This is a genomic window from Streptomyces sp. NPDC056948, assembly GCF_042674225.1.
In the GTDB taxonomy this organism is placed as follows: domain Bacteria; phylum Actinomycetota; class Actinomycetes; order Streptomycetales; family Streptomycetaceae; genus Streptomyces; species Streptomyces purpurascens.
The window spans coordinates 40,110-61,997 of the sequence record NZ_JBHUQX010000004.1 but is presented as its reverse complement, the minus strand read 5'-3'; the positions used below and the strand labels follow the sequence as shown (position 1 = coordinate 61,997).

19 protein-coding genes are annotated in these 21,888 nt (G+C 69.2%); 9 read left to right on the top strand and 10 right to left on the bottom strand.

Going from position 1 to position 21,888, the window contains the following annotated elements; all coding sequences use genetic code 11:
• Positions 1 to 235: LPXTG cell wall anchor domain-containing protein (locus ACFTZL_RS01315; protein WP_382576759.1), on the top strand; the 235-nt coding region annotated here is incomplete at its 5' end.
• Between the two features lie 65 nt (positions 236 to 300).
• Here ACFTZL_RS01315 and ppc read toward each other — a convergent pair.
• Positions 301 to 3,033 (bottom strand): phosphoenolpyruvate carboxylase, encoded by a 2,733-nt coding sequence (ppc, locus tag ACFTZL_RS01310; protein ID WP_382576758.1) that lies wholly within the window; start codon positions 3,031 to 3,033, stop codon positions 301 to 303.
• Between the two features lie 293 nt (positions 3,034 to 3,326).
• Between ppc and ACFTZL_RS01305 the strand changes: the two genes are divergently transcribed.
• Positions 3,327 to 4,346 (top strand): acyl-CoA desaturase, encoded by a 1,020-nt coding sequence (locus ACFTZL_RS01305; RefSeq protein ID WP_382576756.1) that lies wholly within the window; start codon positions 3,327 to 3,329, stop codon positions 4,344 to 4,346.
• Positions 4,343 to 5,020 (top strand): TetR family transcriptional regulator, encoded by a 678-nt coding sequence (locus tag ACFTZL_RS01300; RefSeq protein WP_382576753.1) that lies wholly within the window; start codon positions 4,343 to 4,345, stop codon positions 5,018 to 5,020. Before ACFTZL_RS01305 ends, ACFTZL_RS01300 begins: the two co-directional genes overlap by 4 nt.
• On the opposite strand, the gene ACFTZL_RS01295 is transcribed toward ACFTZL_RS01300, so the two are convergent.
• Together ACFTZL_RS01295 and ACFTZL_RS01290 are read right to left on the bottom strand one after the other, a co-directional pair.
• A complete protein-coding gene (locus ACFTZL_RS01295) occupies positions 5,017 to 5,370 on the bottom strand; it encodes a VOC family protein (protein WP_382576750.1) in 354 nt (117 codons plus the stop codon). The two genes, ACFTZL_RS01300 and ACFTZL_RS01295, sit on opposite strands and share 4 nt — an antisense overlap.
• Positions 5,370 to 6,188: a trans-aconitate 2-methyltransferase gene (locus ACFTZL_RS01290; RefSeq protein WP_382576747.1), complete on the bottom strand. Its 819-nt coding sequence runs from the start codon at positions 6,186 to 6,188 to the stop codon at positions 5,370 to 5,372. The genes ACFTZL_RS01295 and ACFTZL_RS01290 overlap by 1 nt, the downstream gene beginning before the upstream one ends.
• A 128-nt stretch (positions 6,189 to 6,316) precedes the next feature.
• Here ACFTZL_RS01290 and tamR point away from each other — a divergent pair, with 128 nt between their 5' ends.
• On the top strand, positions 6,317 to 6,814 hold the full coding sequence (gene tamR / locus ACFTZL_RS01285; RefSeq protein WP_382576745.1) for a MarR family transcriptional regulator TamR: 498 nt from the start codon (positions 6,317 to 6,319) through the stop codon (positions 6,812 to 6,814).
• Here tamR and ACFTZL_RS01280 read toward each other — a convergent pair.
• Complete coding sequence (locus tag ACFTZL_RS01280) at positions 6,773 to 7,540, bottom strand: LuxR C-terminal-related transcriptional regulator (RefSeq protein ID WP_382576742.1); 768 nt, start codon at positions 7,538 to 7,540, stop codon at positions 6,773 to 6,775. The two genes, tamR and ACFTZL_RS01280, sit on opposite strands and share 42 nt — an antisense overlap.
• A gap of 301 nt (positions 7,541 to 7,841) precedes the next feature.
• Here ACFTZL_RS01280 and ACFTZL_RS01275 point away from each other — a divergent pair, with 301 nt between their 5' ends.
• The 3 genes from ACFTZL_RS01275 (at position 7,842) to ACFTZL_RS01265 (ending at position 10,051) form a co-directional block, all read left to right on the top strand.
• Positions 7,842 to 8,300, top strand: a complete 459-nt coding sequence (locus ACFTZL_RS01275; protein ID WP_382576740.1) for a GNAT family N-acetyltransferase — start codon at positions 7,842 to 7,844, stop codon at positions 8,298 to 8,300.
• 285 nt (positions 8,301 to 8,585) lie between these two features.
• On the top strand, positions 8,586 to 9,041 hold the full coding sequence (locus tag ACFTZL_RS01270; protein ID WP_382576738.1) for a hypothetical protein: 456 nt from the start codon (positions 8,586 to 8,588) through the stop codon (positions 9,039 to 9,041).
• Positions 9,029 to 10,051: a hypothetical protein gene (locus ACFTZL_RS01265; protein ID WP_382576735.1), complete on the top strand. Its 1,023-nt coding sequence runs from the start codon at positions 9,029 to 9,031 to the stop codon at positions 10,049 to 10,051. The genes ACFTZL_RS01270 and ACFTZL_RS01265 overlap by 13 nt, the downstream gene beginning before the upstream one ends.
• Before the next feature lie 66 nt (positions 10,052 to 10,117).
• Here ACFTZL_RS01265 and galK read toward each other — a convergent pair whose 3' ends face one another.
• Genes galK through galT form a run of 3 tightly spaced genes read right to left on the bottom strand, consistent with a single transcriptional unit; the run spans position 10,118 to position 13,332 of the window.
• Positions 10,118 to 11,284, bottom strand: coding sequence for a galactokinase (gene galK / locus ACFTZL_RS01260; protein ID WP_382576732.1), 1,167 nt, complete (start codon positions 11,282 to 11,284; stop codon positions 10,118 to 10,120).
• A gap of 27 nt (positions 11,285 to 11,311) precedes the next feature.
• Positions 11,312 to 12,274, bottom strand: coding sequence for a UDP-glucose 4-epimerase GalE (gene galE / locus ACFTZL_RS01255; protein ID WP_382576729.1), 963 nt, complete (start codon positions 12,272 to 12,274; stop codon positions 11,312 to 11,314).
• Positions 12,271 to 13,332, bottom strand: coding sequence for a galactose-1-phosphate uridylyltransferase (gene galT / locus ACFTZL_RS01250; protein WP_382576726.1), 1,062 nt, complete (start codon positions 13,330 to 13,332; stop codon positions 12,271 to 12,273). The genes galE and galT overlap by 4 nt, the downstream gene beginning before the upstream one ends.
• A 164-nt stretch (positions 13,333 to 13,496) precedes the next feature.
• On the opposite strand from galT, the gene ACFTZL_RS01245 reads away from it, so the two are divergent.
• Together ACFTZL_RS01245 and ACFTZL_RS01240 are read left to right on the top strand one after the other, a co-directional pair.
• Positions 13,497 to 15,176: a sodium:solute symporter family protein gene (locus ACFTZL_RS01245; RefSeq protein ID WP_382576723.1), complete on the top strand. Its 1,680-nt coding sequence runs from the start codon at positions 13,497 to 13,499 to the stop codon at positions 15,174 to 15,176.
• Positions 15,177 to 15,196: 20 nt separating this feature from the next.
• A complete protein-coding gene (locus ACFTZL_RS01240) occupies positions 15,197 to 15,511 on the top strand; it encodes a hypothetical protein (protein WP_382576721.1) in 315 nt (104 codons plus the stop codon).
• Positions 15,512 to 15,731: 220 nt separating this feature from the next.
• Here ACFTZL_RS01240 and ACFTZL_RS01235 read toward each other — a convergent pair whose 3' ends face one another.
• From ACFTZL_RS01235 to ACFTZL_RS01225, 3 genes are all read right to left on the bottom strand, one after another.
• Positions 15,732 to 16,148, bottom strand: coding sequence for a hypothetical protein (locus ACFTZL_RS01235; protein WP_382576718.1), 417 nt, complete (start codon positions 16,146 to 16,148; stop codon positions 15,732 to 15,734).
• Positions 16,149 to 16,197: 49 nt separating this feature from the next.
• The gene (locus tag ACFTZL_RS01230) at positions 16,198 to 20,346 is read right to left on the bottom strand and encodes a ricin-type beta-trefoil lectin domain protein (protein ID WP_382576762.1); all 4,149 of its coding nucleotides are present in this window, start codon (positions 20,344 to 20,346) and stop codon (positions 16,198 to 16,200) included.
• A 646-nt stretch (positions 20,347 to 20,992) separates the two neighbouring features.
• On the bottom strand, positions 20,993 to 21,685 hold the full coding sequence (locus ACFTZL_RS01225; protein WP_382576716.1) for a LuxR C-terminal-related transcriptional regulator: 693 nt from the start codon (positions 21,683 to 21,685) through the stop codon (positions 20,993 to 20,995).
• Positions 21,686 to 21,888 lie beyond the last annotated feature (203 nt).

Genomic DNA, 21,888 nt, shown 5'->3' with positions numbered 1-21,888 from the left:
GTCGTCCGGGGCGTCGGAGGCGCCTTCGGGTGCGCCGGGGACGTCGGGGTCGCCGAGTTCGCCTGCCGGCGAGGTTGCGGCGTCCTCGTCGCCGTCCCCGCAGGGGGTTGCCGACGGTGACCTCGCGGAGACGGGCAGCGGGGCTCCGGTGGGTCTGCTGTCCGGTGTGGCGGCGGTGCTGGTCGGGTTCGGCGGGTTCCTGGTGTTCCGGCGCCGGAGGCTCGGCCGCGGCTGACGTGGAACGCGACGTGCCCCCGAGCCTGTACGGGCTCGGGGGCACGGTCGTGTCCGGGGAGCGGCTCAGCCGGTGTTGCGCAGGCCCGCTGCCACGCCGTTGACGGTGAGGAGCAGGGCGCGGGCGAGCAGTGGGTCGGGCTGTTCGGCGGCGCCGACCGCGTCGCGCTGCCGCTTGAGCAGGGCGACCTGGAGGTAGGAGATCGGGTCGAGGTAGGCGTCGCGGATGGCGAAGGTCTGCTTGAGGACGGGCGCGGCGTCGAGGAGTTCCTCTTCGCCGGTCACGCGCAGCACTTCACGCACGGTCAGTTCGTGCTCGGCCTTGATGGCGTCGAAGACGTGCTTGAGCTCGTCGGGGACGAGGGTGTCGACGTAGTGCTGGGCGATCCGCAGGTCGGTCTTGGCCAGGGTCATCTCGACGTTGGAGATGAAGTTGCGGAAGAAGTGCCACTGGCCGTGCATCTCGTCGAGCACGGTGTCCAGACCGGCTTCGCGCAGTGCCTTGAGGCCTGAGCCGACGCCGAACCAGCCGGGCACGATCTGCCGGGACTGGGTCCAGCCGAACACCCACGGGATGGCCCGCAGCCCGTCGAGGCCGGCGCCGGTGTCCGGGCGGCGTGAGGGGCGGGAGCCGAGGTGGAGGTCGGCGAGCTGGTCGACGGGCGTGGAGGCGAAGAAGTACGCCGGGAGGTCGGGGTCCTCGACGAGCCTGCGGTAGGCGGCCTCGGCGGCCTCGGAGACGACGTCCATCGCGGCGTCCCAGCGGGCCAGGGCCTCGTCCGACTGGCGCGGGGCGGTGTGCAGGGCGGATGCCTGCAGGGTGGCCGCGACGCTCAGTTCCAGGTTCTCCCTGGCCAGGGCCGGGATGAGGTACTTGTCGGAGATGACCTCGCCCTGCTCGGTCACCTTGATCTCGCCCTCCAGGGTGCCCCAGGGCTGGGCGAGGATGGCGTCGTGGGTGGGGCCGCCGCCGCGGCCGACGGTGCCGCCGCGGCCGTGGAAGAGCCGGAGCCGGACGCCGTAGCGGTGTGCGACGTCGCGCAGGCGGCGCTGGGCGCGGTGGATCTCCCACTGGCTGGTGGTGATGCCGCCGAACTTGGAGGAGTCGGAGTAGCCGAGCATGACCTCCTGGACGTCTCCGCGCAGGGCGACGAGGCGCCGGTAGGAGGGGTCGGAGAGCATGTCCTCCAGGATGGTGTCGGCTGCCTTGAGCTCGTCCGTCGTCTCCAGCAGCGGCACGATGCCGATCTTCGCCCAGCCGGCGTGCAGGTCGACGAGGCCGGCCTCGCGGGCGAGGACGGCGGCGGCGAAGACGTCGTCGGCGCCCTGGCACATGGAGATGATGTACGACTCGATGACCTCGGGCCCGAAGACCTCCAGGGCCTTCTTCACGGTCTGGAAGACGCCGAAGGTCTTCTCGCCGGGCGCGTCCACGGGCGCCGGGGTGGGCGCGAGGGGGCGGCGGGAGCGCAGTTCCTTGGCGAGCAGCCTGGCGCGGTAGTCGCGGGGCATGTCCGCGTACCGCCAGGACTCCTCGCCGAGGCGGTCGAAGAGCTGGCCGAGGGCGTGGTGGTGGGCGTCGGCGTGTTCGCGTACGTCCATGGTGGCGAGCTGGAGGCCGAAGGCGGCGAGGGTGCGGATGGTGCGGGCGAGGCGGCCGTCGGCGAAGAGGCTGCCGCGGTGCTCGCGCAGGGAGCTCTGGATGATCCGCAGGTCGTCGAGGAGCTGGCTGGTGCCGAGGTAGTCGCGGCCCGGGACGTGCGCGGTGCCCTTGGCGAGGCGCTTCTTGGTGTTCTCCAGCTTCTGCCGGATGCAGGTGGCCTTGAGCCGGTAGGGCTCCTCGGCGTTGAGGCGCTTGTAGCGGGGGCTGATCTCGGGGAGGTTGTCCAGGTCGGTCTGGAGGGAGGTCAGCAGTTCCTCGTCGGCACCGGCGTAGCGGATGGAGTTGGACAGGAAGCCGCGCAGCTCGTCGATCGTCTCGAGGGCGTCGTTGATGCCGTGCTCGTGCTGGAGGATGAGGACGTCCCAGGTGACCTGGGGTGTGACGTTGGGGTTGCCGTCGCGGTCGCCGCCGATCCAGGTGCCGAAGGTGAGCGGGCGGGTGTCGTCGGGGAGCTTGACCCCGGCGCGCTCCAGCTCGGCGGTGAGGTCCTCCAGGACGTCGCCGACGGCGTTGGCGTGCAGTTCGTCCAGGTAGTAGATGGCGTTGCGGGCCTCGTCGGCGGGCTCGGGGCGGACGACGCGCAGTTCGTCGGTCTGCCAGACGAGGTCGATGTTCTCGGCCAGCCGGATGTCGAGACGGCGGCGGTCGGACTCGATGACGGGGGTGTCGAGGAGCGCGGCGACGCGCCGGAGCTTGTTCAGGACCGACCGGCGCGCGGCCTCGGTCGGGTGTGCCGTGAACACGGGACGAATATTGAGGTTCCGGACCGTCTCGCGCAGGTGTTCGGGGTCGGCGTCCTTGAGCCGGTCGGCCGTACGGGCGAGCAGTCCGCCCTCGGCGGCGCGCCGGGCCCGCAGCTCGCGGCCGCGGTGGACCTGCTCGGTGACGTTGGCCAGGTGGAAATAGGTGGAGAACGCGCGGACCAGCTTGGCCGCGGTCTGTAGTTCCGTGCCGCGTAGCAGCTCGGCGGCGGCCTCGCCGTCCTCACGGGTGAGGCGGCGGACCTTCTCGACGAGTTCGAGGAGCTCAGGGCCCTCCTGCCGGACAAGGGTCTCTCCGAGGAGGTCACCCAGCCGGCGGATGTCGGCACGCAGCTCACTGCTCGTCGTCGTGGTCTGGTCGTCGGCACTGCTCACAGGTGCGGCTCCTTGCAGTGTTGAAGCTCGTCTGGGAGGGGAACCCGGACGGCGTCTCGCGCGGCGTGCGCCGCATACGGGCCGGGCATCCGGGAAGAAATCAGAGCGGACCGCGCTGTCCGACCGACTCCAGGATAGGTGTCGGCGGGGACGCGCAGGCTCTCGGGCTCTTGCCGCCGGGCGGCGCACTGCCATACTTACGAAGCCGTAGGTTACGGAACCGTAGGAAGTACTGCGGGGTTCCCGTGGCCCGGCACCCCCTTCTCCCTCCTCATACCCCCCAGGGGACGCGTATGACCAGTAGTTCCGACGTGATCGAGGACGCCCCCGAGGCACCCGGTCAGGCCACCGACGCCGCAGCCCCCTCCGCCACGCTGGGCGGCGAGCAGAAGCGGTCCATCGAGCAGATCACTCTCCTCCTCTTCATCGCCGTCCCGTTCCTCGCGCTGCTGGCGGCCGTGCCGCTGGGGTGGGGCTGGGGGGTGAGCTGGCTGGACCTCGGCCTGCTGGTGTTCTTCTACTACCTGGGGTGCCACGGCATCACGATCGGCTTCCACCGCCACTTCACGCACGGTTCCTTCAAGGCCAAACGGCCGCTGAAGATCGCGCTGGCCATCGCCGGCTCCATGGCGGTCGAGGGTCCTCTGGTCCGCTGGGTGGCCGATCACCGCAAGCACCACAAGTTCTCCGACGCGGAGGGCGACCCGCACTCTCCGTGGCGTTTCGGCGAGACCGTCCCGGCCCTGATGAAGGGCCTGTGGTGGGCGCACATCGGATGGATGTTCGACGAGGAGCAGACGCCTCAGGAGAAGTACGCCCCGGACCTGATCAAGGACAAGACGCTCCGCACGATCTCCCGCCAGTTCATCCTGTGGACGGCCCTCTCCCTGGCGCTCCCGCCGCTGATCGGCGGCCTGGTCACGATGTCCTGGTGGGGCGCCTTCACGGCGTTCTTCTGGGGTTCGCTCGTCCGGGTGGCCCTGCTGCACCACGTGACCTGGTCGATCAACTCGATCTGCCACGCGGTCGGCAAGCGCCCCTTCAAGTCGCGCGACCGCTCGGGCAACGTGTGGTGGCTGGCGGTGCTGTCCTGCGGCGAGTCCTGGCACAACCTGCACCACGCCGACCCCACCTCCGCACGGCACGGGGTGATGCGCGGCCAGTTGGACTCCTCCGCCCGGCTGATCCGCTGGTTCGAGATGGCCGGCTGGGCGTACGACGTGCGCTGGCCGTCACGCTCGCGTATCGATTCGCGCCGTAACGACGGGGAAGGCGGCTCCCCGCGCGGGAAGGAGCCCGTCGAGGCGGCATGATGGTCGCTGTGGCGACCGACTCGAGCAGCACCCCCAGCAATGACAAGCCGCGGCGAGTGCGTCGCACTCGGATGACCGGTGCCGAGCGCCGCCAACAGCTGCTGGAGATCGGTCGCACGCTCTTCGCGGCGAAGGGGTTCGAGGGCACGTCGGTGGAGGAGATCGCGGCGAAGGCCGGGGTCTCCAAGCCGGTGGTGTACGAGCACTTCGGCGGCAAGGAGGGGCTGTACGCGGTGGTCGTGGACCGCGAGATGCGGTGCCTGCTGGACATGGTGACGAGTTCCCTCACGGCCGGTCACCCTCGCGAACTCTGCGAGCAGGCGGCCTTCGCCCTCCTCGACTACATCGAGGAGCACACGGACGGCTTCCGCATCCTGGTCCGGGACTCCCCCATCCCCCAGTCGACGGGCTCCTTCGCCTCCTTGATCTCGGACATCGCCACCCAGGTCGAGGACATCCTCGGCAAGGAGTTCAAGAGCCGCGGCTTCGATTCCAAGCTGGCCCCGCTGTACGCCCAGGCCCTGGTCGGCATGGTCGCCCTGACCGGCCAGTGGTGGCTGGACGTACGCAAGCCGAAGAAGGCCGAGGTGGCCGCCCACCTGGTCAATCTGGCCTGGCACGGCCTGGACGGCCTGGAGCCGAAGCCGCATTTGATAGGGCGCCGCAAGGCCTAGTCGAGGAACTCCAGGCGGTTGCCGACCGGGTCCTGGGAGTAGAAGCGCTTGCGCCCCGGCAAGGCGGGGTCCCAGGTGACGGGCGCCCCGCCGGCCTCCAGCCGGGCGGCGTAGGAGTCGATGTCCGTCACCCGCAGCCCCGGGTGGGCCTTCCTCGCCGCCCGGAAGTCCTCCTCGATCCCGAGGTGCAGCAGCACCGCCCCGGCCTGGAACCAGCACCCGCCACGCCGGGCGAGCACGGGCGGCTTCGAGATCTCGGTCATGCCGAGGACATCGACGTAGTACGACCGCAGCCGCTCCTCGCTGCCGCGCGGGGCGGCGAGCTGGACATGGTCGAGGGCAGTGATCATCAGCCCTCCTTCCGGGCCACGGCGAACACTCGGCGGAACGGGAACGGCGTGCCGTGGGGGCTCTTCGGGTAGGCCTCGCGCAGGGCCGCCCGGTACTCGATGACGAAGGCCTCCCGTGCCTCGGGGTCGTCGGCGAGGGCGGTCAGCACGGGCCGCAGGCCGGTCCCCTTCACCCAGTCCAGCACCGGGTCCTCGCCCTGGAGCAGATGGATGTACGTCGTCTCCCAGACGTCGGCGGTGCAGCCGAGGGCGGCGAGGCGCTCCAGGTAGGCCTCGGGTGCGAGGACGGCGTCGGCGTGGCGCAGGGTGCCGGCGAGCCGGTCGCGCCAGCGCGGGGAGCCGGCGAGTTCGCGCATGAGCCGGTGGCTGGGGGCATCGAAGTTCCCTGGCACCTGGAAGGCGAAGGTGCCGGACGGTTTCAGCCCGGCCACCCAGTCGGCGAACCGCTCGACGTGCCCCGGCACCCACTGCAGCGTGGCGTTGCTGACGATCAGGTCGTACGGCTCGGCCGGCGTCCAGGTGCGCACGTCGGCCTGGGCGAAGTCGAGACGCCCCCCGCCCCCGGTGGGGCCCTGGTGATCGACGTGGGCCTTGTCGAGCATCTCGGGCGAGTTGTCGTAGCCGGTGATCCGTGCGGCGGGCCAGCGATCGGCGAGCAGCGTGGTGACGTTGCCGGGGCCGCAGCCGAGGTCGGCGATGCGGGGTGCGCCGCCGGGCAGCTCGGGGACGCGGGCGAGGAGGTCGGCGAAGGGGCGGGCGCGGTGGCCGGCATGGCGGAGGTACTGGGCCGGGTCCCAGGTGGGGGCGGCTGCGGGCATGGAGTCCTCCAGGTGTCCTGGTGGTGGCCGTTCGGGACGCACACCCACGGTGACATCGCAGATATCTCGACGTCAAGAAAATTGACGTCAAGAGACTCTACGTCGACACAACCACTACACTGATCGCCATGGAGGACGAGGTCGACCGGCTGGTCGCAGCATGGCGCCGGGAGCGCCCGGACCTCGACGTGGAACCGCTCGAGGTGCTCAGCCGCGTGAGCAGACTGGCTCGCCATCTGGACCGGGCACGTCGGCTGGCCTTCTCGGAGCACGGCCTGGAGCCGTGGGAGTTCGACGTCCTGACGGCCCTGCGCCGCGCGGGCACGCCGTATCAGCTCTCTCCGGGACAGCTCCTCACCCAGACCCTGGTCACATCGGGCACGATGACGAACCGCATCGACCGCCTGGCGAAGAAGGGCCTGGTGGAACGCCTCCCCGACCCCAGCGACCGCCGAGGCGTCCTGGTCCGGCTGACGGACGAGGGCAGGGACCGCGCGGACCAGGCCCTGGCGGGTCTGCTGGACCAGGAGCGCGCGATCCTCGCGGAGCTCTCCCGGGCCCAGCGCGGCGATTTGGCGGGGCTGCTACGCCAGCTGACCGCCCCGTTCGACAACATCCCCGGCTAGGTCGACGGGCCCGACCCCGGCCCGCCGGGCCAGGGCGACGGCGGCCAGGGTGGAATGCACGCCGAGCTTGCCGAGGACGTTCTGCATATGGGTCCGCACGGTGTGCGGCGACAGATACAGCCGCTCGGCGACGGCCTTGCGGCCCAGCCCGGCCACCATGCAGCGCAGCACTTCCCGCTCCCGCGGCGTCAGCGACTCGACCAGCCGCTCGCTCTCGGTGCGGTGCTTGCGCGCGGCGGTGAGCTCCCGCAGTACGCCGGTCAGCAGGGCCGGCGGCAGATGGGTCTCGTCGCGCAGCACCCCGCGGATGACGGTCAGCAGCCGGGACAGCGAACAGTCCTTCGCCACCCACCCCGAAGCCCCCGCCTGCAGGGCCAGGGCGGCCCGCCGCGGGTCGTCCTTCTCGGCGAGCACGACGATCCGTACGTTCGGCTGCGCGGAGCGCACGCCCGTGACGAGGGAGATCCCGTCGACGAGCCCGTCCTCGTTGCCTTCCTGCACCGGCACGGCCGGCCGTATGCCCGGCACCATGCCGCCCAGATCGGCGTCCACGAGCAGCACGTCGAAGCGCCGCCCCTCGGCGACCGCCCGCTCCAGGCTGCGCAGCGCGGCGGGACCGCTGCCGGCCGCGGAGACGTCGACATCGGGCTCTGCGGCCAGGGCCGCGGCGAGTGACTCGGCGAAGATGCGATGGTCGTCGACGACCAGGACTCGGATGCGAACCACGTAACCCCCTTCCCCAGGCTCCTGAGAGCAGGGGATTCCCCATCGTCGGAACACGAACCCGCACGGGTACGACGCCGGAGTGCCCAGCCGCTGCGTCTGTCCGTTCGTCTCGCAGCAGTCTGACCGGGTCGCCGCAGCCGCACGGCCGCCGCCGTGCAGAAACCGGTACCCCCACTCCGGGCGTCGTACCCGGCTGTCTCGCCCCCTGATCGGCACCGGCCCCCACCGGTGCTGTTCATCAGGGTACGGCCGGGGGCCGGGAGCGGAAGGTTATTTGCAGAACTGACTGTCCAGCGCGTTTATGGTGTGCCGCATGTTCCGTCTTGAGACAGAAGTCGACAAGGCCCGACGTGATCTGCTCCGCACACGCCTGCGGGAAGCGAACACGACTGCCTCTCCGATCCTGCGAGCCCTGCGCGGAACTCCGGACGAAAGGGACGTCCCGTTGCACGTGTGGGCTGTGAACGACTCGGACGACGAGCTGGCCGGCGGCCTCGTCGGCTACACCTGGGCGACCTGGCTCCACGTCACCTACCTCTGGGTCGACGAACGCCACCGGGGCACGGGCCTCGGCGCCGCCCTGCTCCACGAGGCGGAACGCATCGCCTCCGAGCACCGCGGCTGCCGCTCGTCCCGCCTGGAGACATGGGACTTCCAGGCCCCGCGGTTCTACGAGAAGCAGGGGTACGAGGTGGTGTGCGTGATCCCGGACTATCCGCCGGGGATCACGGAGTACACGCTGATGAAGAGGCTGGGCTGAAGACCTCGTTCCCGTCGCGGATCGGCCCCCCGATAGCGTGGGTTCGCTCGAGTCGTCCCCCCACATCAACGGGAGCACACAGTGAACCGCCCCGCTCGGCTCGTAACGGCCGCGCTCACCGCATCCGCGGCCTTGCTGCTGACCGCCTGCGGCTCGGGGGGAGGTGATGAGTCGTCCTCCGACAAGATCGCAGGGGCGGACTCGGCTGAGAAGCCGTCAGCTTCGCCGTCGGGGTCCGCGTCGGCGGACGGTATCGATCGGCCGGAGATCAAGCTGCCCTCGGACATGAAGCTGGATTTTGAGGGACAGCAGACCGGAGACGCAACGAAGGACGCGATTCTCGCGGACAACGAGCGAACCGTCAGCACGGTGTGGCAGGCCATGGCGTCCGGCGACATGAAGAAGTCGGGTATGGCCTTCTACTACACGGACGACGCACTGGTCGGCATCTACCAGTACGCGAAGGGCGCCATCGCCGAGAAGACCAGCTGGGCCGGCACCCTGCGTTACTACGACCGCCGGGTGACGGTGTTCGACGACAAGAAGTCGGCAGCTCTGACGTACTGCGTCGACGAGAGCAAGGCGGACCTCAAGAACCGCGAGACGAACAAGATGCAGGGCACCAAGACCACGCCCAACAGCTACGTCTTCTACAACCTCGGCCTGAAGAAGAACGAGGACGGCGTCTGGCAGACCTGGGACCTCACCGAGGACCGGGGGTCGCAGAAGTGCCAGCCCTGACGCGGTGCATGGGCGTAGCGGCGCTCACCACCGCGCTGATCGGCCTCGGAACTCTTCCGGCTGCGGCCGGAGGGTTCGACACTGTCGGCGCCCAGCAGAAGAAGACATCCGGTAGCTCCTCCGGCCCGGCCCTGGAATCCCACGTCAGCATCAAGGTCAAGGGCACCAAGGCGAAGGGCAGCGGTCCGGTCACCTCCACCGCTGTGGACTGGGAACCGCCGGCCTGCTGGTACGAGCCCTATTGGAAGGCCAAGGACTTCAAGACCTTCAACGAGGCCAAGTGGTCGATGTACGAGTCCGCCGGTGGTGAGCCCGAGGGCATCGCGGACGTCCAGGCGCGTTACAAGAAGGGGCACCCCTACAAGGACTTCAACGTCGACAAGAACGACGAGGGCATGTGGTGGGTGGCCGTCAAGAACCCTGAGATGAAGGACGACCCGGAGGCCAAGGCCTGCACACGGGACCCCTTCTGGGTGGGCAACGGCGAGACCCCCGACGTCCCCCAGGCCATCGACACCGAGACCCTCGCCGGGCTCGCGCACCAGCGGACCGTCGTGCCCCCGACCAAGATCTCACTGGCCCCGAACGGCAAGTCGACGGTGAACGCCCCCACCTGGATCTGGCTGGACAAGGGCGCCTTCAAGCCGGTCTCGGTCACGGCGAGTCTGCCCGGCACCGGGCTGTGGGCGACCACGACAGCCAAGCCGGTGAGTCTGCACATCGATCCGGGCACGGAGGACGCGGAGAGCCTGCCGGCGTCCGGCGAGTGCGGGATCAACGACGACGATTCGATCGGCGAGCCGTACGCCGAGGGCAAGGCGGAGCTGACGCCTCCGTGCGGAGTGCGGTACCTGCGGTCGTCGGGAGACGGCTCCTACGCCCTCGAGGCGACGCTGACCTGGGAGATCTCCTGGGAAGGCTCGGGCGGCACGGGCGGCGACCTGCCCAACGGCACGTTCGCCACGACCACCGAGGTGCCGGTCCAGGAGTACCAGGCCGTCAACCGCTGAAGTCCCGAAAAGCGAGTCGGGCGCCCTTCCTCTGCGAGGTGAGGGCGCCCGGGCCTTGTGGGGAGGTCAGTGGAGGCGGTGGGCTCCTGCTGAGGGGACTGCCTCGAAGACGCGCGGGGGTGTGAAGCCCGCCGTTGCGAAGGCTTCTGTCACCGCCTTGGTGATGGCGTCGACGTCGGTCTCCTCCGCGAGGACGATCGCCGAGCCGCCGAAGCCGCCGCCGGTCATGCGGGCGCCCAGGGCGCCGGAGGCGAGGGCCGTGTCGACGACCAGGTCGAGTTCGGGGCAGGAGATGCGGAAGTCGTCGCGGAGGGAGGCGTGGCCCTCGACCAGGATCGGGCCGATCGCGCGGGTGTCGTCGCCCGATTCCAGCAGCGACACCACCCGTTCGACGCGCTCGTTCTCCGTGACGATGTGGCGGACCAGGCGGCGGACCTCCTCCTCGTCGCCGAGGCGGGACAGGGCCGCGTCCAGATCGCCATGAGCGACATCTCGTAGCGCGTCCACGCCCAGCAGGGCCGCGCCCTTTTCGCAGCCCGCGCGGCGCTTGCCGTACTCGCCCTCGCTGTGGGAGTGCTTGACCTGCGTGTCGACCACGAGGAGGCGCATGCCCTCGGCCGCCAGGTCGAAGGGGATCTGCTTCTGGGAGAGATCGCGGGTGTCGAGGAAGAGCGCGTGGCCGGCCTCGCAGCACGCCGACGCCGTCTGGTCCATGATGCCGACCGGTGCACCGACGTAGACGTTCTCCGCGCGCTGGCACAGGCGGGCCAGTTGCCAGCCGCGCAGGCCGAGCGAGAACAGCTCGTTCAGGGCCAGCGCGACCACTACCTCCAGGGCCGCCGAGGAAGACAGGCCCGCGCCCGACGGGACCGTGGAGGAGAGGTGGATGTCCGCGCCCGTGACCGCGTGGCCGGCCTCGCGCAGGGCCCAGACCACGCCCGCCGGGTACGCCGTCCAGTTCTTGTCCGACTCGGGGGACAGGTCGTCGAGCCGCAGCTCGACCACTCCGCCGTCGATGTCCGCCGAGTGCAGGCGCAGGACGCCGTCCTCGCGGCGTGACACCGCCGCCACCGCCCTGTGCGGCAGGGCGAACGGCATGACGAAGCCGTCGTTGTAGTCGGTGTGCTCGCCGATGAGGTTGACGCGGCCCGGTGCCGCCCATACCCCGTGCGGTTCGGCGCCGTACAGCTCGCTGAACCGTGCGGCGACCGTCTCCGCCACAGCCTCGCTCATGCCTGTCCCCTGACCCTTCCGTACCTTTTAGTTGCCGCGCCGCTGCGCGAAGTCCCACGCGTCCGCGACGATTCCCGCGAGGTCCGCGCGGGACGGGTTCCAGCCCAGCTTCTCGCGGGCCGTGGCGGCCGAGGCCACCAGGATCGCCGGGTCGCCGCCCCGGCGGGGGGCGACCACTTCCGGGATCGGGTGGCCGGTCACGCTGCGGACCGTCTCGATGACCTCGCGGACCGAGAAGCCGTTGCCGTTGCCGAGGTTGCAGATGAGGTGCTCGCCGGAGGCGGCCGCCTTCAGGGCCAGCAGGTGGGCCTCCGCCAGGTCTGCCACGTGGATGTAGTCGCGGACGCAGGTGCCGTCCGGCGTCGGGTAGTCGTCGCCGAAGACGGAGATCGCCTCGCGCCGGCCCTGCGCGACCTGGAGGACCAGCGGGATCAGGTGGGACTCGGGGTCGTGGCGCTCGCCGTGCTCGCCGTACGCGCCCGCCACGTTGAAGTAGCGCAGCGAGACCGCGCCCAGGCCGTGCGCCGCCGCCTCGCCGGTGATCATGTGGTCGACCGCGAGCTTCGAGGCGCCGTACGGATTGGTCGGGGACGTCGGCGCCGACTCGACGATCGGGACCTGCTCCGGCTCGCCGTACGTCGCCGCCGTGGAGGAGAAGACGAGCCTGGCCACGCCCGCCTCGCGCATCGCGGCCAGCAGGGCCATGGTGCCGCCGACGTTGTTGTCCCAGTACTTCTCCGGCTTCACGACCGACTCGCCGACCTGCGAGAACGCGGCGAAGTGCAGGACACCGTCGTACGAGGAGTCCAGCCATTTGGCGGCGTCGCGGATGTCGCCCTCGATGAAGGTGACGCCCGCCGGGACGCCTTCACGGAAGCCCGTGGAGAGGTTGTCCAGGACGACGACCTCGTGGCCCGCCTCCAGCAGATGCTGGGCGACGACGCTGCCGACGTAGCCCGCACCGCCCGTCACCAGGTACTTCCCGCTCATGAACTCGCTACCTCTCGCAGTCGCTCGGCCGCGCGCTCCGGCGGCACGTCGTTGATGAACACGTTCATGCCGGACTCGGAACCCGCGAGGAACTTCAGCTTGCCGGAAGTGCGGCGGATGGTGAAAAGCTCGAGGTGAAGCGCGAAGTCCTCACGCACGACCCCGTCGAACTCCTCCAGCGCGCCGAACGGTGCCTGGTGCCAGGCCGCGATGTACGGCGTCGGAGGCTCGCCCTCACCGAAGATCCGGTCGAAGCGCCTCAAGAGTTCCAGATAAATCTTGGGAAACTCTGTGCGCGCGGCCTCGTCCAGACCGAGCAGGTCGGGCACACGGCGCTTGGGGTACAGGTGCACCTCGTACGGCCAGTGCGCCGTATACGGCACGAATGCCACCCAGTGTTCACCCTCCAGGACGACCCGCTCGTCGGCGAGTTCACGCTCCAGGACGGCGTCGAAGAGGTTCTCCCCGCCCGTCATCTCCTTGTGGGTCGCGACGGAGCCGAGCATCAGCGCGGTGCGCGGGGTGGTGAAGGGGTAGGCGTAGATCTGCCCGTGCGGGTGCTGGAGGGTCACGCCGATCTCGGCACCGCGGTTCTCGAAGCAGAAGACCTGCTCGACGGAGGGCAGATGGGACAGCTCCGACGTACGGTCCGTCCATGCCTCCAGCACCAGGCCCGCCTGCTCCTCGGTGAGGCCGGCGAAGGAGACGTCGTGGTCGGAGGTGAAGCAGACGACCTCGCAGCGGCCCGAGTCTCCGGCCAGCGAGGGGAAGCGGTTCTCGAACACGACGACGTCGTACGACGAGTCCGGGATCTCGCTCAGCCGGTCACCCTCGGAGGGGCACAGGGGGCATTCGTCGGCCGGCGGGTGGTAGGTGCGGCCCTGGCGGTGCGAGGCGATGGCGACGCAGTCGCCGAGCAGGGGGTCGCGGCGGACCTCGGACGTCGTGACGGTGCGGTCCAGCGGGCGGCGGTCGGCCGCGTCGCGCACGCTGTCGTCGCGCAGGTCGTAGTAGATGAGCTCGCGACCGTCGGCCAGCCGGGTCGAGGTCTTCTTCACGCCGGACTCCTCATCCTTCAAACATAACCCAACATATCAAAACACCACTCCCCCCAATCGTCAACATCACAATCAAACAAAGAGCGCCACCGGACGTGTTCAACGACTGAACACGGAGGCATAGATTCCGCTACGTATCGGTTCGCGCAACGAAGCGAGGGCTCATGCAGACCCCCACATATCTGTCAGCCGAGCTGCGACTCCCCACGAACTGGCTCGACTACACGCTCCTCGGCATCTACTTCGTCGTCGTCCTCGGCATCGGCTTCGCCGCCCGCCGCTCGGTGAAGACGAGTCTCGACTTCTTCCTCTCCGGCCGTTCCCTGCCCGCCTGGGTCACCGGTCTGGCGTTCATCGCCGCCAACCTGGGCGCCACCGAGATCCTGGGCATGGCCGCCAACAGCGCGCAGTACGGCGTCTACACGACGCACTGGTACTGGATCGGCGCCATCCCGGCCATGGTCTTCCTGGGCCTGGTGATGATGCCCTTCTACTACGGCTCCAAGGTCCGCTCGGTCCCGGAATTCCTGCTTCTGCGCTTCGACCGCCCGGCGCACCTGCTCAGCTCGATCCTCTTCGCCTTCGCCGCGATCCTCATCGCCGGCGTCAACCTCTACGCCCTGGCCATCGTCGTCGAGGCGCTGCTGGGCTGGCCGGAGTGGGTGGCGATCGTCGTAGCCGGCTTCTTCGTCCTCGCCTACATCACGCTCGGCGGCCTGTCCTCGGCGATCTACAACGAGGTCCTGCAGTTCTTCGTCATCCTCGCCGCGCTCATCCCGATCGCGGTCCTCGGCCTCAAGAAGGTGGGCGGCTGGGACGGACTGTCCGACTCCCTCACCGAGTCCCGCGGCGCCGACTTCATGACGTCCTGGGGCGGTACGGGCATCGGCAGCGACAACCCGCTGGGGGCGAACTGGCTGACGATCGTCCTGGGCCTCGGCTTCGTCCTCTCCTTCGGCTACTGGACGACGAACTTCGCCGAGGTGCAGCGCGCCCTGTCCGCCAAGAACCTCTCGGCGGCCCAGCGCACACCGCTCATCGCCGCGTTCCCGAAGATCTTCATCGTGTTCCTGGTGATGATCCCGGGTCTGGTGGCCGCCGTCCTGGTCCCCAAGATCGGCACCTCCGGCTCGGACCTCCAGTACAACGACGCGATCCCGTACCTGATGGCACAGCTACTGCCGAACGGCGTGCTGGGCATCGCCGTCACCGGCCTCCTCGCGGCGTTCATGGCGGGCATGGCGGCGAACGTGTCGTCGTTCAACACGGTGTTCACGACGGACATCTGGGCGAAGTACGTGGTCCGTGGCCGCGAGGACGAGTACTACGTACGCTTCGGCCGGCTCATCACCGCGATCGGGGTCTTCGCCTCGATCGGCACGGCGTTCCTGGCACGGTCCTTCTCGAACATCATGGCCTACCTCCAGACGCTGTTCTCCTTCTTCAACGTGCCGATGTTCGTCGTCTTCATCATCGGCATGTTCTGGAAGCGGGCGTCGATGAAGTCGGGCTTCTGGGGGCTGCTCGTGGGCACCACCGCCGCGATGATCAACTACTTCGTCCTCTACAAGCAGGACATCGTCGACATCCCCACCGACCAGGGCGCCAACTTCGTCTCCGCGATCGCGGGGTTCGTCGCGGGCGCGGTCGTCATGGTGGCGGTGTCGCTCTTCACCGCACCGAAGCCGGCCGAGGAACTCCAGGGGCTGGTCTACGGCACGACCTCGCCCGGCATGACCGAGCCGCCGGCGCCGGGGGACGAGGCCTGGTACCGCAAGCCGGCGTTGCTCGGGTGGGGCGCGGTCGTGCTGGCCGCGGCCTGCTACATCCCGTTCTCGTTCTGACCGAGGGAGGATTGAAAGGTATGTCCGAGTTCTACTCCGAGAAGGACGTGCAGCGGGAAGTCACCGAGCTGCAGGGCAAGTCGGCGACAGCCGCGCGGCTGTTCGACATCCGGCGCATCATCGGCGGACTGTTCGTGGTGTACGGCGTGATCGTGACGATCGCGGGGTTCACGGCGTCCGATGCCGACATCGACAAGGCGGTGGGGGTCAATATCAACCTGTGGACGGGGCTCGGCATGTTGCTGCTCGGCCTGTTCTTCCTGGCCTGGCTGAAGCTGAGGCCTGCGGCACCGGCCCCTCCGGGGGGTGAGCCGGAGGATGAACCGAGGGAGTGACGGCGGGCGGCTGGTTGCGCGACTGGGCGCGGGCGTCTGTACGGCGGTGATGGAGGCGGTCGGGCGCCAGTGCTGGACGCACCGGTGTGAACATCGGCCCGGACGGTCAGGCCGTGTGAGAGCCGAGGGCGGCTGCACGCAATCCGCCCCCACCAGCACACGGTCGGCGGGGGCGGGTTGGCGGGCCAGTCCACGGGCACGAGGACCCGTCACCGAGACGTCAGGAAGCCGCTCCCAAGAGCGCGGCCGAGAGCGCCTCGCCCGTCATCTCGATGATGACGGCATCCTCCTGCATGCCCGCAGGGAGCTGAGTGCGCTCCTCCTCGCGGCACACGATGCGGCCGGTACTCGGATCGATGACGACCGCTCCCAGCCGGGAAACGAGCTCGGCGACGATGGCGAAGACGCCCCCGGCGTGAGGGCGCTCCACCAGAAGCCCGGTTTCGTCCGCCGAGATCTCGGCTTCGCTGCCGTCGGATGCCCGGATCCAGAACTGCAGGCTGCCGTCCTCGGCCACGGTGAGTCGCGGGTCCCCGACGTCGTGGGGCTCCAGAACTGCCCGCACCACGTCCAGGTCCGGCGGAACGGGGACGTCACCGCCGTCGACGAACTTGTAGATCGACGGGCTGTAGCCCATGACCCTCCTTTCGATGTCCGGCCACCGAGATGGCCGGACTCCGGTTTCCTCAGCCTGTTACGGGAACGGGCCGGAACACGAACTTGATGCCTTCGATGCCGTTGTCGGCAGCCCAGTGCCGGAGGGCGATCGCGGTCTTCTCGTTGTTCATGTACCACACGACGGGCACGCCCTTCGCCGCCGCCACCTGCTTCTTCATCGTCCCGGTTTCCTTCGTGGGGAAGCGGAGCTTCCCCGTACTCGCATCGATGAAGCTGTCCGCGTAGTGCAGGTTCTTGGCGTCGATGAGGGTGCCGTTCAGGTAGCCGTCGAACTTGACGAACCCACTCGGCGTGGACGGGTCGGGGACCTTGTAGACGAAACCTTCCGGAACTCCGCCTGTGACCGCCCGCTGATAGGCGGCGTCGACGGCCTTCATTGATTCCGTTTCGGGGGTCCATGATCCCGGACCCCCGAGTTCGATCCAGCAGCCATCGGCGGCGCCCGCCGCCCGTGCCGCGAACGTGGTGCGGGACGTCTTCTTGCACGTCTCGCCCAGTTCCCTGAGCACCTTGGTCCCGATGCCGGCGATCACGTCGTCGGTCAGACCGAGAGAGCGCAGGCCCTTCCAGGCATCGGCGAAGCCGATACCCGTCTTGAGGGAGGCGTCCAGAGCCTTCACCGCGTCGGCGGTGACCTTGAGGGCCTTGCCTCCGACGAACCAGCCCGCCGCCCACGCGCAACCTGACCAGCTACCGCTCGCGCCACCAGGAGTGATCTTCTGGCCGCATTCGATGAAGTCGCCCAGCAGGATCTTCACCGGGTCGATGCCGGAGTTGAACTCAGCCATCGAGATGGTGTGGGTGACCGTGGTCAACTGAGCCGGCAGAGTCTTCGTGTCCAGGTACACCGTGGCCTGTGCAGGGCACTTGTAGTGCGCCAGATCCAGGTCTTTCGCAGTGCACAGGTACAGGTCGACGACCGCGCTGAACTTGATCTTCGCGGTGATCACGCAGTCGCCGACGTGCACGATGACGTTGCAGTTCTCCTGCTTCACCACCTCGGGATCGCCGATGGGTTGGATGCGGTCGACGATGTAGAAGACACTGCCGATCGCGACTCCGATGTCGTCGACCGTGGTGCCCGAGGTGATCTGCTGCGCTTTGCTCGCCTCCTCGGCGCGCTCGGCTGCCTCCTGAGCCTCCTTTGCGTACTTCTCAGCGTCCTTGGCGGCTTCCTCGGCCTCGGTCGCGGCGGCGTCAGCGCGGTCGGCCGCTGCGCGGGCGTCCTTGGCTGCCTCTTCGGCTGCCGCGGCGGCGGTGCGGGCGGCTTCCGCGTCGAGGGCTGCCTGGTCGGCCGAGTCGCGGGCGTTCTTGGCGTGGGTTTCGGCGCGGCCTGCTGCCTTGTCGGCGGCTTCGGCGTCCTCGGTGGCCTGGCGGTTGTACTCGATGGTGCGGGCCAGCGACGCGGTTGCCTTGGACGCGGCCTTGGCGGCGTCGGCGGCGTAGCCGAGGGCTTCCTTGGCGTAGGTGCGGGCGTCGGAGGCGTGTCCGGCGGCGTTGGCGGCGTGCTGGTAGGCGGCCTTGGCGTCGCCCTGCGCCTGGGCGGCCAGGTTCTTGGCGGCTGAAGCTTCTGCCGCCGCGTTCTTGGCGTGCGCGTCGGCGACGGACTTCTGCTGTTCGGCGATCGTCTTGGATGCCTGGCCGGTGAGGACCACCAGGCTCGCGGCCGAGTCGGTGGTGACGTACGGCGAGCCGAGCTGGATCGCGTCGTTGGCCGGTTTGGCGACCTGGGCGGCAGCGTTGCCGGCGTCCACGGCTGCCTGGGCGGTGACGTGGGCGAAGCCCGCAGCCTTCGCGGAGGCGGCCAGGGCCTTGGCGGCCTCCTTGAACGCCGCGTCCGCGTGGGACTTGGCAGTCTTGGCCTGCTTCTCCGCCTCGTCGGCCAGCGCGACCGCCGCCTTCGCCTCTGAGGAGGCGTGTTCAGAGGCGTCGATGGCTTCGGCTGCGGCGCTCGTCGCGGTCTTCACCGCGGCGTCGGCTGCCTCCCCGGCCTCCAGCGAGTCGGCGTAGGCGCCCTTGGCGTCGGCCTTGGCCCGGACGGCGTCGGCCTTCTGCTCGGCCTCCCATGCGTCGTCCCGCTTGGCCTTGGCCTTGTCACGGGCCTTGACCGCGGCGTCCTTCTTCTCGACCGCCGTGCCCTCGGCCGCCTCGGCCTTGTCCTTGGCGTCCTTGGCCTTCGTCGCCTCCCCTTCGGCGTTCTTCCTGTGCTGCGCGGCCTCGGCCTGCTTGGCCGCGGCCGTCTTCTTCTCCGCCTCGGCCGTCTTCTCCTCGGCCTCGGCGGCCAGGCGCTTGGCGTGTGCCTCGGCGGCGGCCGCCTTGGCGTCGCCCTCGGCCTTCAGGGTCTCGGCGAGCTTGGCCTCCGCGGTCTCCTTGTCCTTCTTGGCGTTGTCGCGGTGGACCTTCGCGGCGTCGGCCGCGGCCTTCGCCTGGGACTCGGCTGCCGCTGCGGCGGCCTTGCGGAACTCGGCCTTCGACTGGGCTGCCTGGGCCAGGGCGCGCTGCGCGATGGTCGCGCTGTCACCGGCGGAGGCGCGGGTGGCGGCCTCGGCGGTCTCGCCGGCCTTCACCATCGCCTCGAGTGCCGCTGCCGCACCCTTGGTGACCTGCGCCTTCTGCTGGCCGACCAACAGACCACGGCCGCGTGGGGCGCCCCCCTCGTCCGCGATGGCGTAAGCAGTGTTCTGTGCCGTGTCAGTGGCGGTAGCGAGCTTCTGCGCCTTCTCCGAGTAAGCCTTGAGAACGTCGAGTTGCTTATTCGCCTGCGCCTGCGCCGCCGTGACGCCCCTCTTGGCCTGGTCGAACTGCGCCTTGTCCGGATAGAACTGGCTGTCCGTACCCTTGTGGCCCTTGGGGACGATCCGGAACTTCTGCGGGTTCGTGCCGTTGCACCCCCACAGCCAGGCATTGTGGCTGTTGTCGAACTTGTTCAGGTCCAGGCACTTGTCCGTGGCGACGTTGCGCAGCTCACTGACGGCACGGACATCGAACTCCCACTGCTGCGCCTTGCTGTCGTTGCAGGTCCAGATCTGGATCTTCGTGCCGTTGGCAGGGTTGCTGTTCTCGACGTCCATGCACTTCTGGGACTTGACATTGACGAGGTCGTAGTCGTCACCGGAACCGCGCAGCTGCCACTGCTGCGCCGAGGAGTCGTTGCAGGTGTAGATCTGCACCGGGGTGCCGGAAGTCGTCTTGCCGCCCTGCACGTCCAGGCACTTGCCCTTGGCCGCCTCGACCTGGATGACTGCCGGGGAGTCGCCGATCCAACCGATACCGCCGGGAGCCCAGTGGTCCTGCCAACGGGTCAGGCGGTCGGCGACCCACGAGTGCCCCAGCATGTTCCCCAAGGCCTTCGCACCGGCGGCGAGGGCTGTGGAGGCGTCTTTGTTGAATTTCAGGATCTGGTTGCGCTGGACAGCCTGCGAGGTGATTTCCCGCTGCCACTCCGAAGCGGCCGTGTCGGCTATGCCACCCAGGACCCTGCTCGGGTCGATCGGGTCCCGCCAGGCGCATGACGCATACCTGGTCTTCATGTCCTCGACCGCGATCCGGTGTTCGGCGGTACCGGGCTCTGGCGCGGTGCGGGGAAATCCGCCGGCGGCCAGGAACATGCGGGCGTCATCGGCGCCGTTGCCGTCGAAGGTGTCGAACAACCCCCGGAACGCACGCCGTTCCTCGTACTGGCGCTGCCGCTCCTCATGAGGCAGGTCCGGGTCGTAGGGCTTGTCGCCGTAGAGCGGGGCACCCAGATCGGTAGCGACCTTGAGAGTCTTCTCGTCGGCCTTGGGGGTGGGGTCCTCGTAGAAGTCGCCCTCGTCCTTCCAGAACCTGTCGGCGATCCATTGGGTCAGACCGGTCTGGCTGTGGAAGTCCTTCTCCTCATCACCTGGCCCTCCAGGAGGCCAGTGGAAATCGGAGACGGTGAACCCGCCTGGAGTCTCCAGGCCGTCGAGGGGCTTCGCCCATTCGTTCCGAAGGGCGTAGGCGGCATCGAGCTCCTTCGAGGCCGCGTCCCTGTCCCGCTGGTACGCAACGGCCAGCTGGGTTTCCTCCCAGTGGTCGCGGTCGGCCAGGACGTGCAGCTTGTCCGGGGATTGGTTGAGGCCGTCCTGGGCGGTGGCGGCCATGGACGGCCCACCCAGGCGCAGCACATCCGCCATCAGGCACTGGTCCTGCCGCAGTTGTTCGGCTGCCGTGTCCTCGGACCAGTCGTTCGAGTCGTTCGCCGGGGCGGCTGCCTCCGTGCCGGTGAGCCGATCCAGCACCTCGGGCTGGACGGCCAGGCCCGTCAGTACGGCCAGGGCCGCCGCGGACGTGACGACGGAGGCCAGTAATCGGGATCTGCCGGGTCTGGGCACGAAACGGGTTCTGGGCAGGAAGGGCCCTGGTCTTGGGCGCAAGGAAGCATCCCCCTCATCGCAAAGGAAGGCGTCAGGGGGTGCCTGTCAGAAGAGGCGGAGGAGATGTGCGAACAGCCGGTTTCGCGGCATGACAGTACGTCCCTCCCCGTGGCGACGGTGTCCCCCCGGTCGCCGATGACGCGCGCTGTGGCGGGGTGGTCAGCTCCGCCGGGCGCGACGATCACTTTAGGTACAAGTGTTCGGGTAGACCAGAGGGTTTCTTCGAGGCGGGAGCCGCATGGCGCGAATGAAGCCATGGGACTTCACCGGCTCGGTCGACACAGTTCCCGTGAAGCTCCTAGGGATTACCTGTGCGCAACTCGTGAACACAGTATCGAGTCGGGTGCCGCGCAGGGCTGAGATCGACCAGAACCCAGCCATGCCTCGACGTTCGGCGTGCAGCCGGTCAGGCCTCCGCCCCCGGCTCCCGCGCAACCGGCCCCGCCCGGTCCAGCAACCCCGTCCTAGCCGCCAACGCCGCCGCCTCCAGGCGGGAGCCCACGCCCAGTTTCATCAGGACCCGCTGGACGTGCGTGCGGGCCGTCGACGGTGCGATGCCCATGCCCGCCGCGATCAGGCGGGTGTCCTCGCCGTCGGCTACGCGGACCAGGACCTCCACCTCCCGCGGCGTGAGCATCTGGAGCAACCGCTGGCCCTCGTCGTCCGGTTGGGCCGCCGGGTTCAGCAACTCGCTGAACGCGCCCTGCAGCAGTTGCGGCGCCACCGCCGCCTCCCCCGCCCGGGCCTTCATGATCGCCCGCTCGACACCCTCTATGCGCTCGTCATGCCGGACGTACCCGGCCGCCCCCGCCGCGAACGCCGCCGCGATCCCCCGCGGACTCGGCACCGGCCCCAGCACCAGCACCGCCACCTGTGGCCGCTCCCGCTTGATCCGCACCACCGGATCGAAGATCCCCGGCTCCGCCGGCGTGGCCGTCCCGAGCAGGCACACCTCCGGCGCCCGTGTGATCACCAGCTCCGCCGCCCCCGCGGCCGGCGCCGCCGCGGCCAGCACCCGGTGCCCGCGCAGCTTCAGCGCAGAGGCCAGCGCCTCGGCCAGCAATCGGTGGTCGTCGACCACCATGAGCCGCACTCCCATCGAGCAACCCCCCAGTCACCCCGGTCCCTCCAATGGAAGCCCCCCGGCTCCCCCGCCTTCATGCCCCCGGAAGCTACACGCTTGTTCGACGTTGCGCTCCCCTACCCGCGAGAATCGCCCCGGATCGCCGAAATTCCTCTCATTCGAGGTTGACTGAGCCAAACGCGAACGGTCCCGCCCCTGAACAGGGACGGGACCGAAGG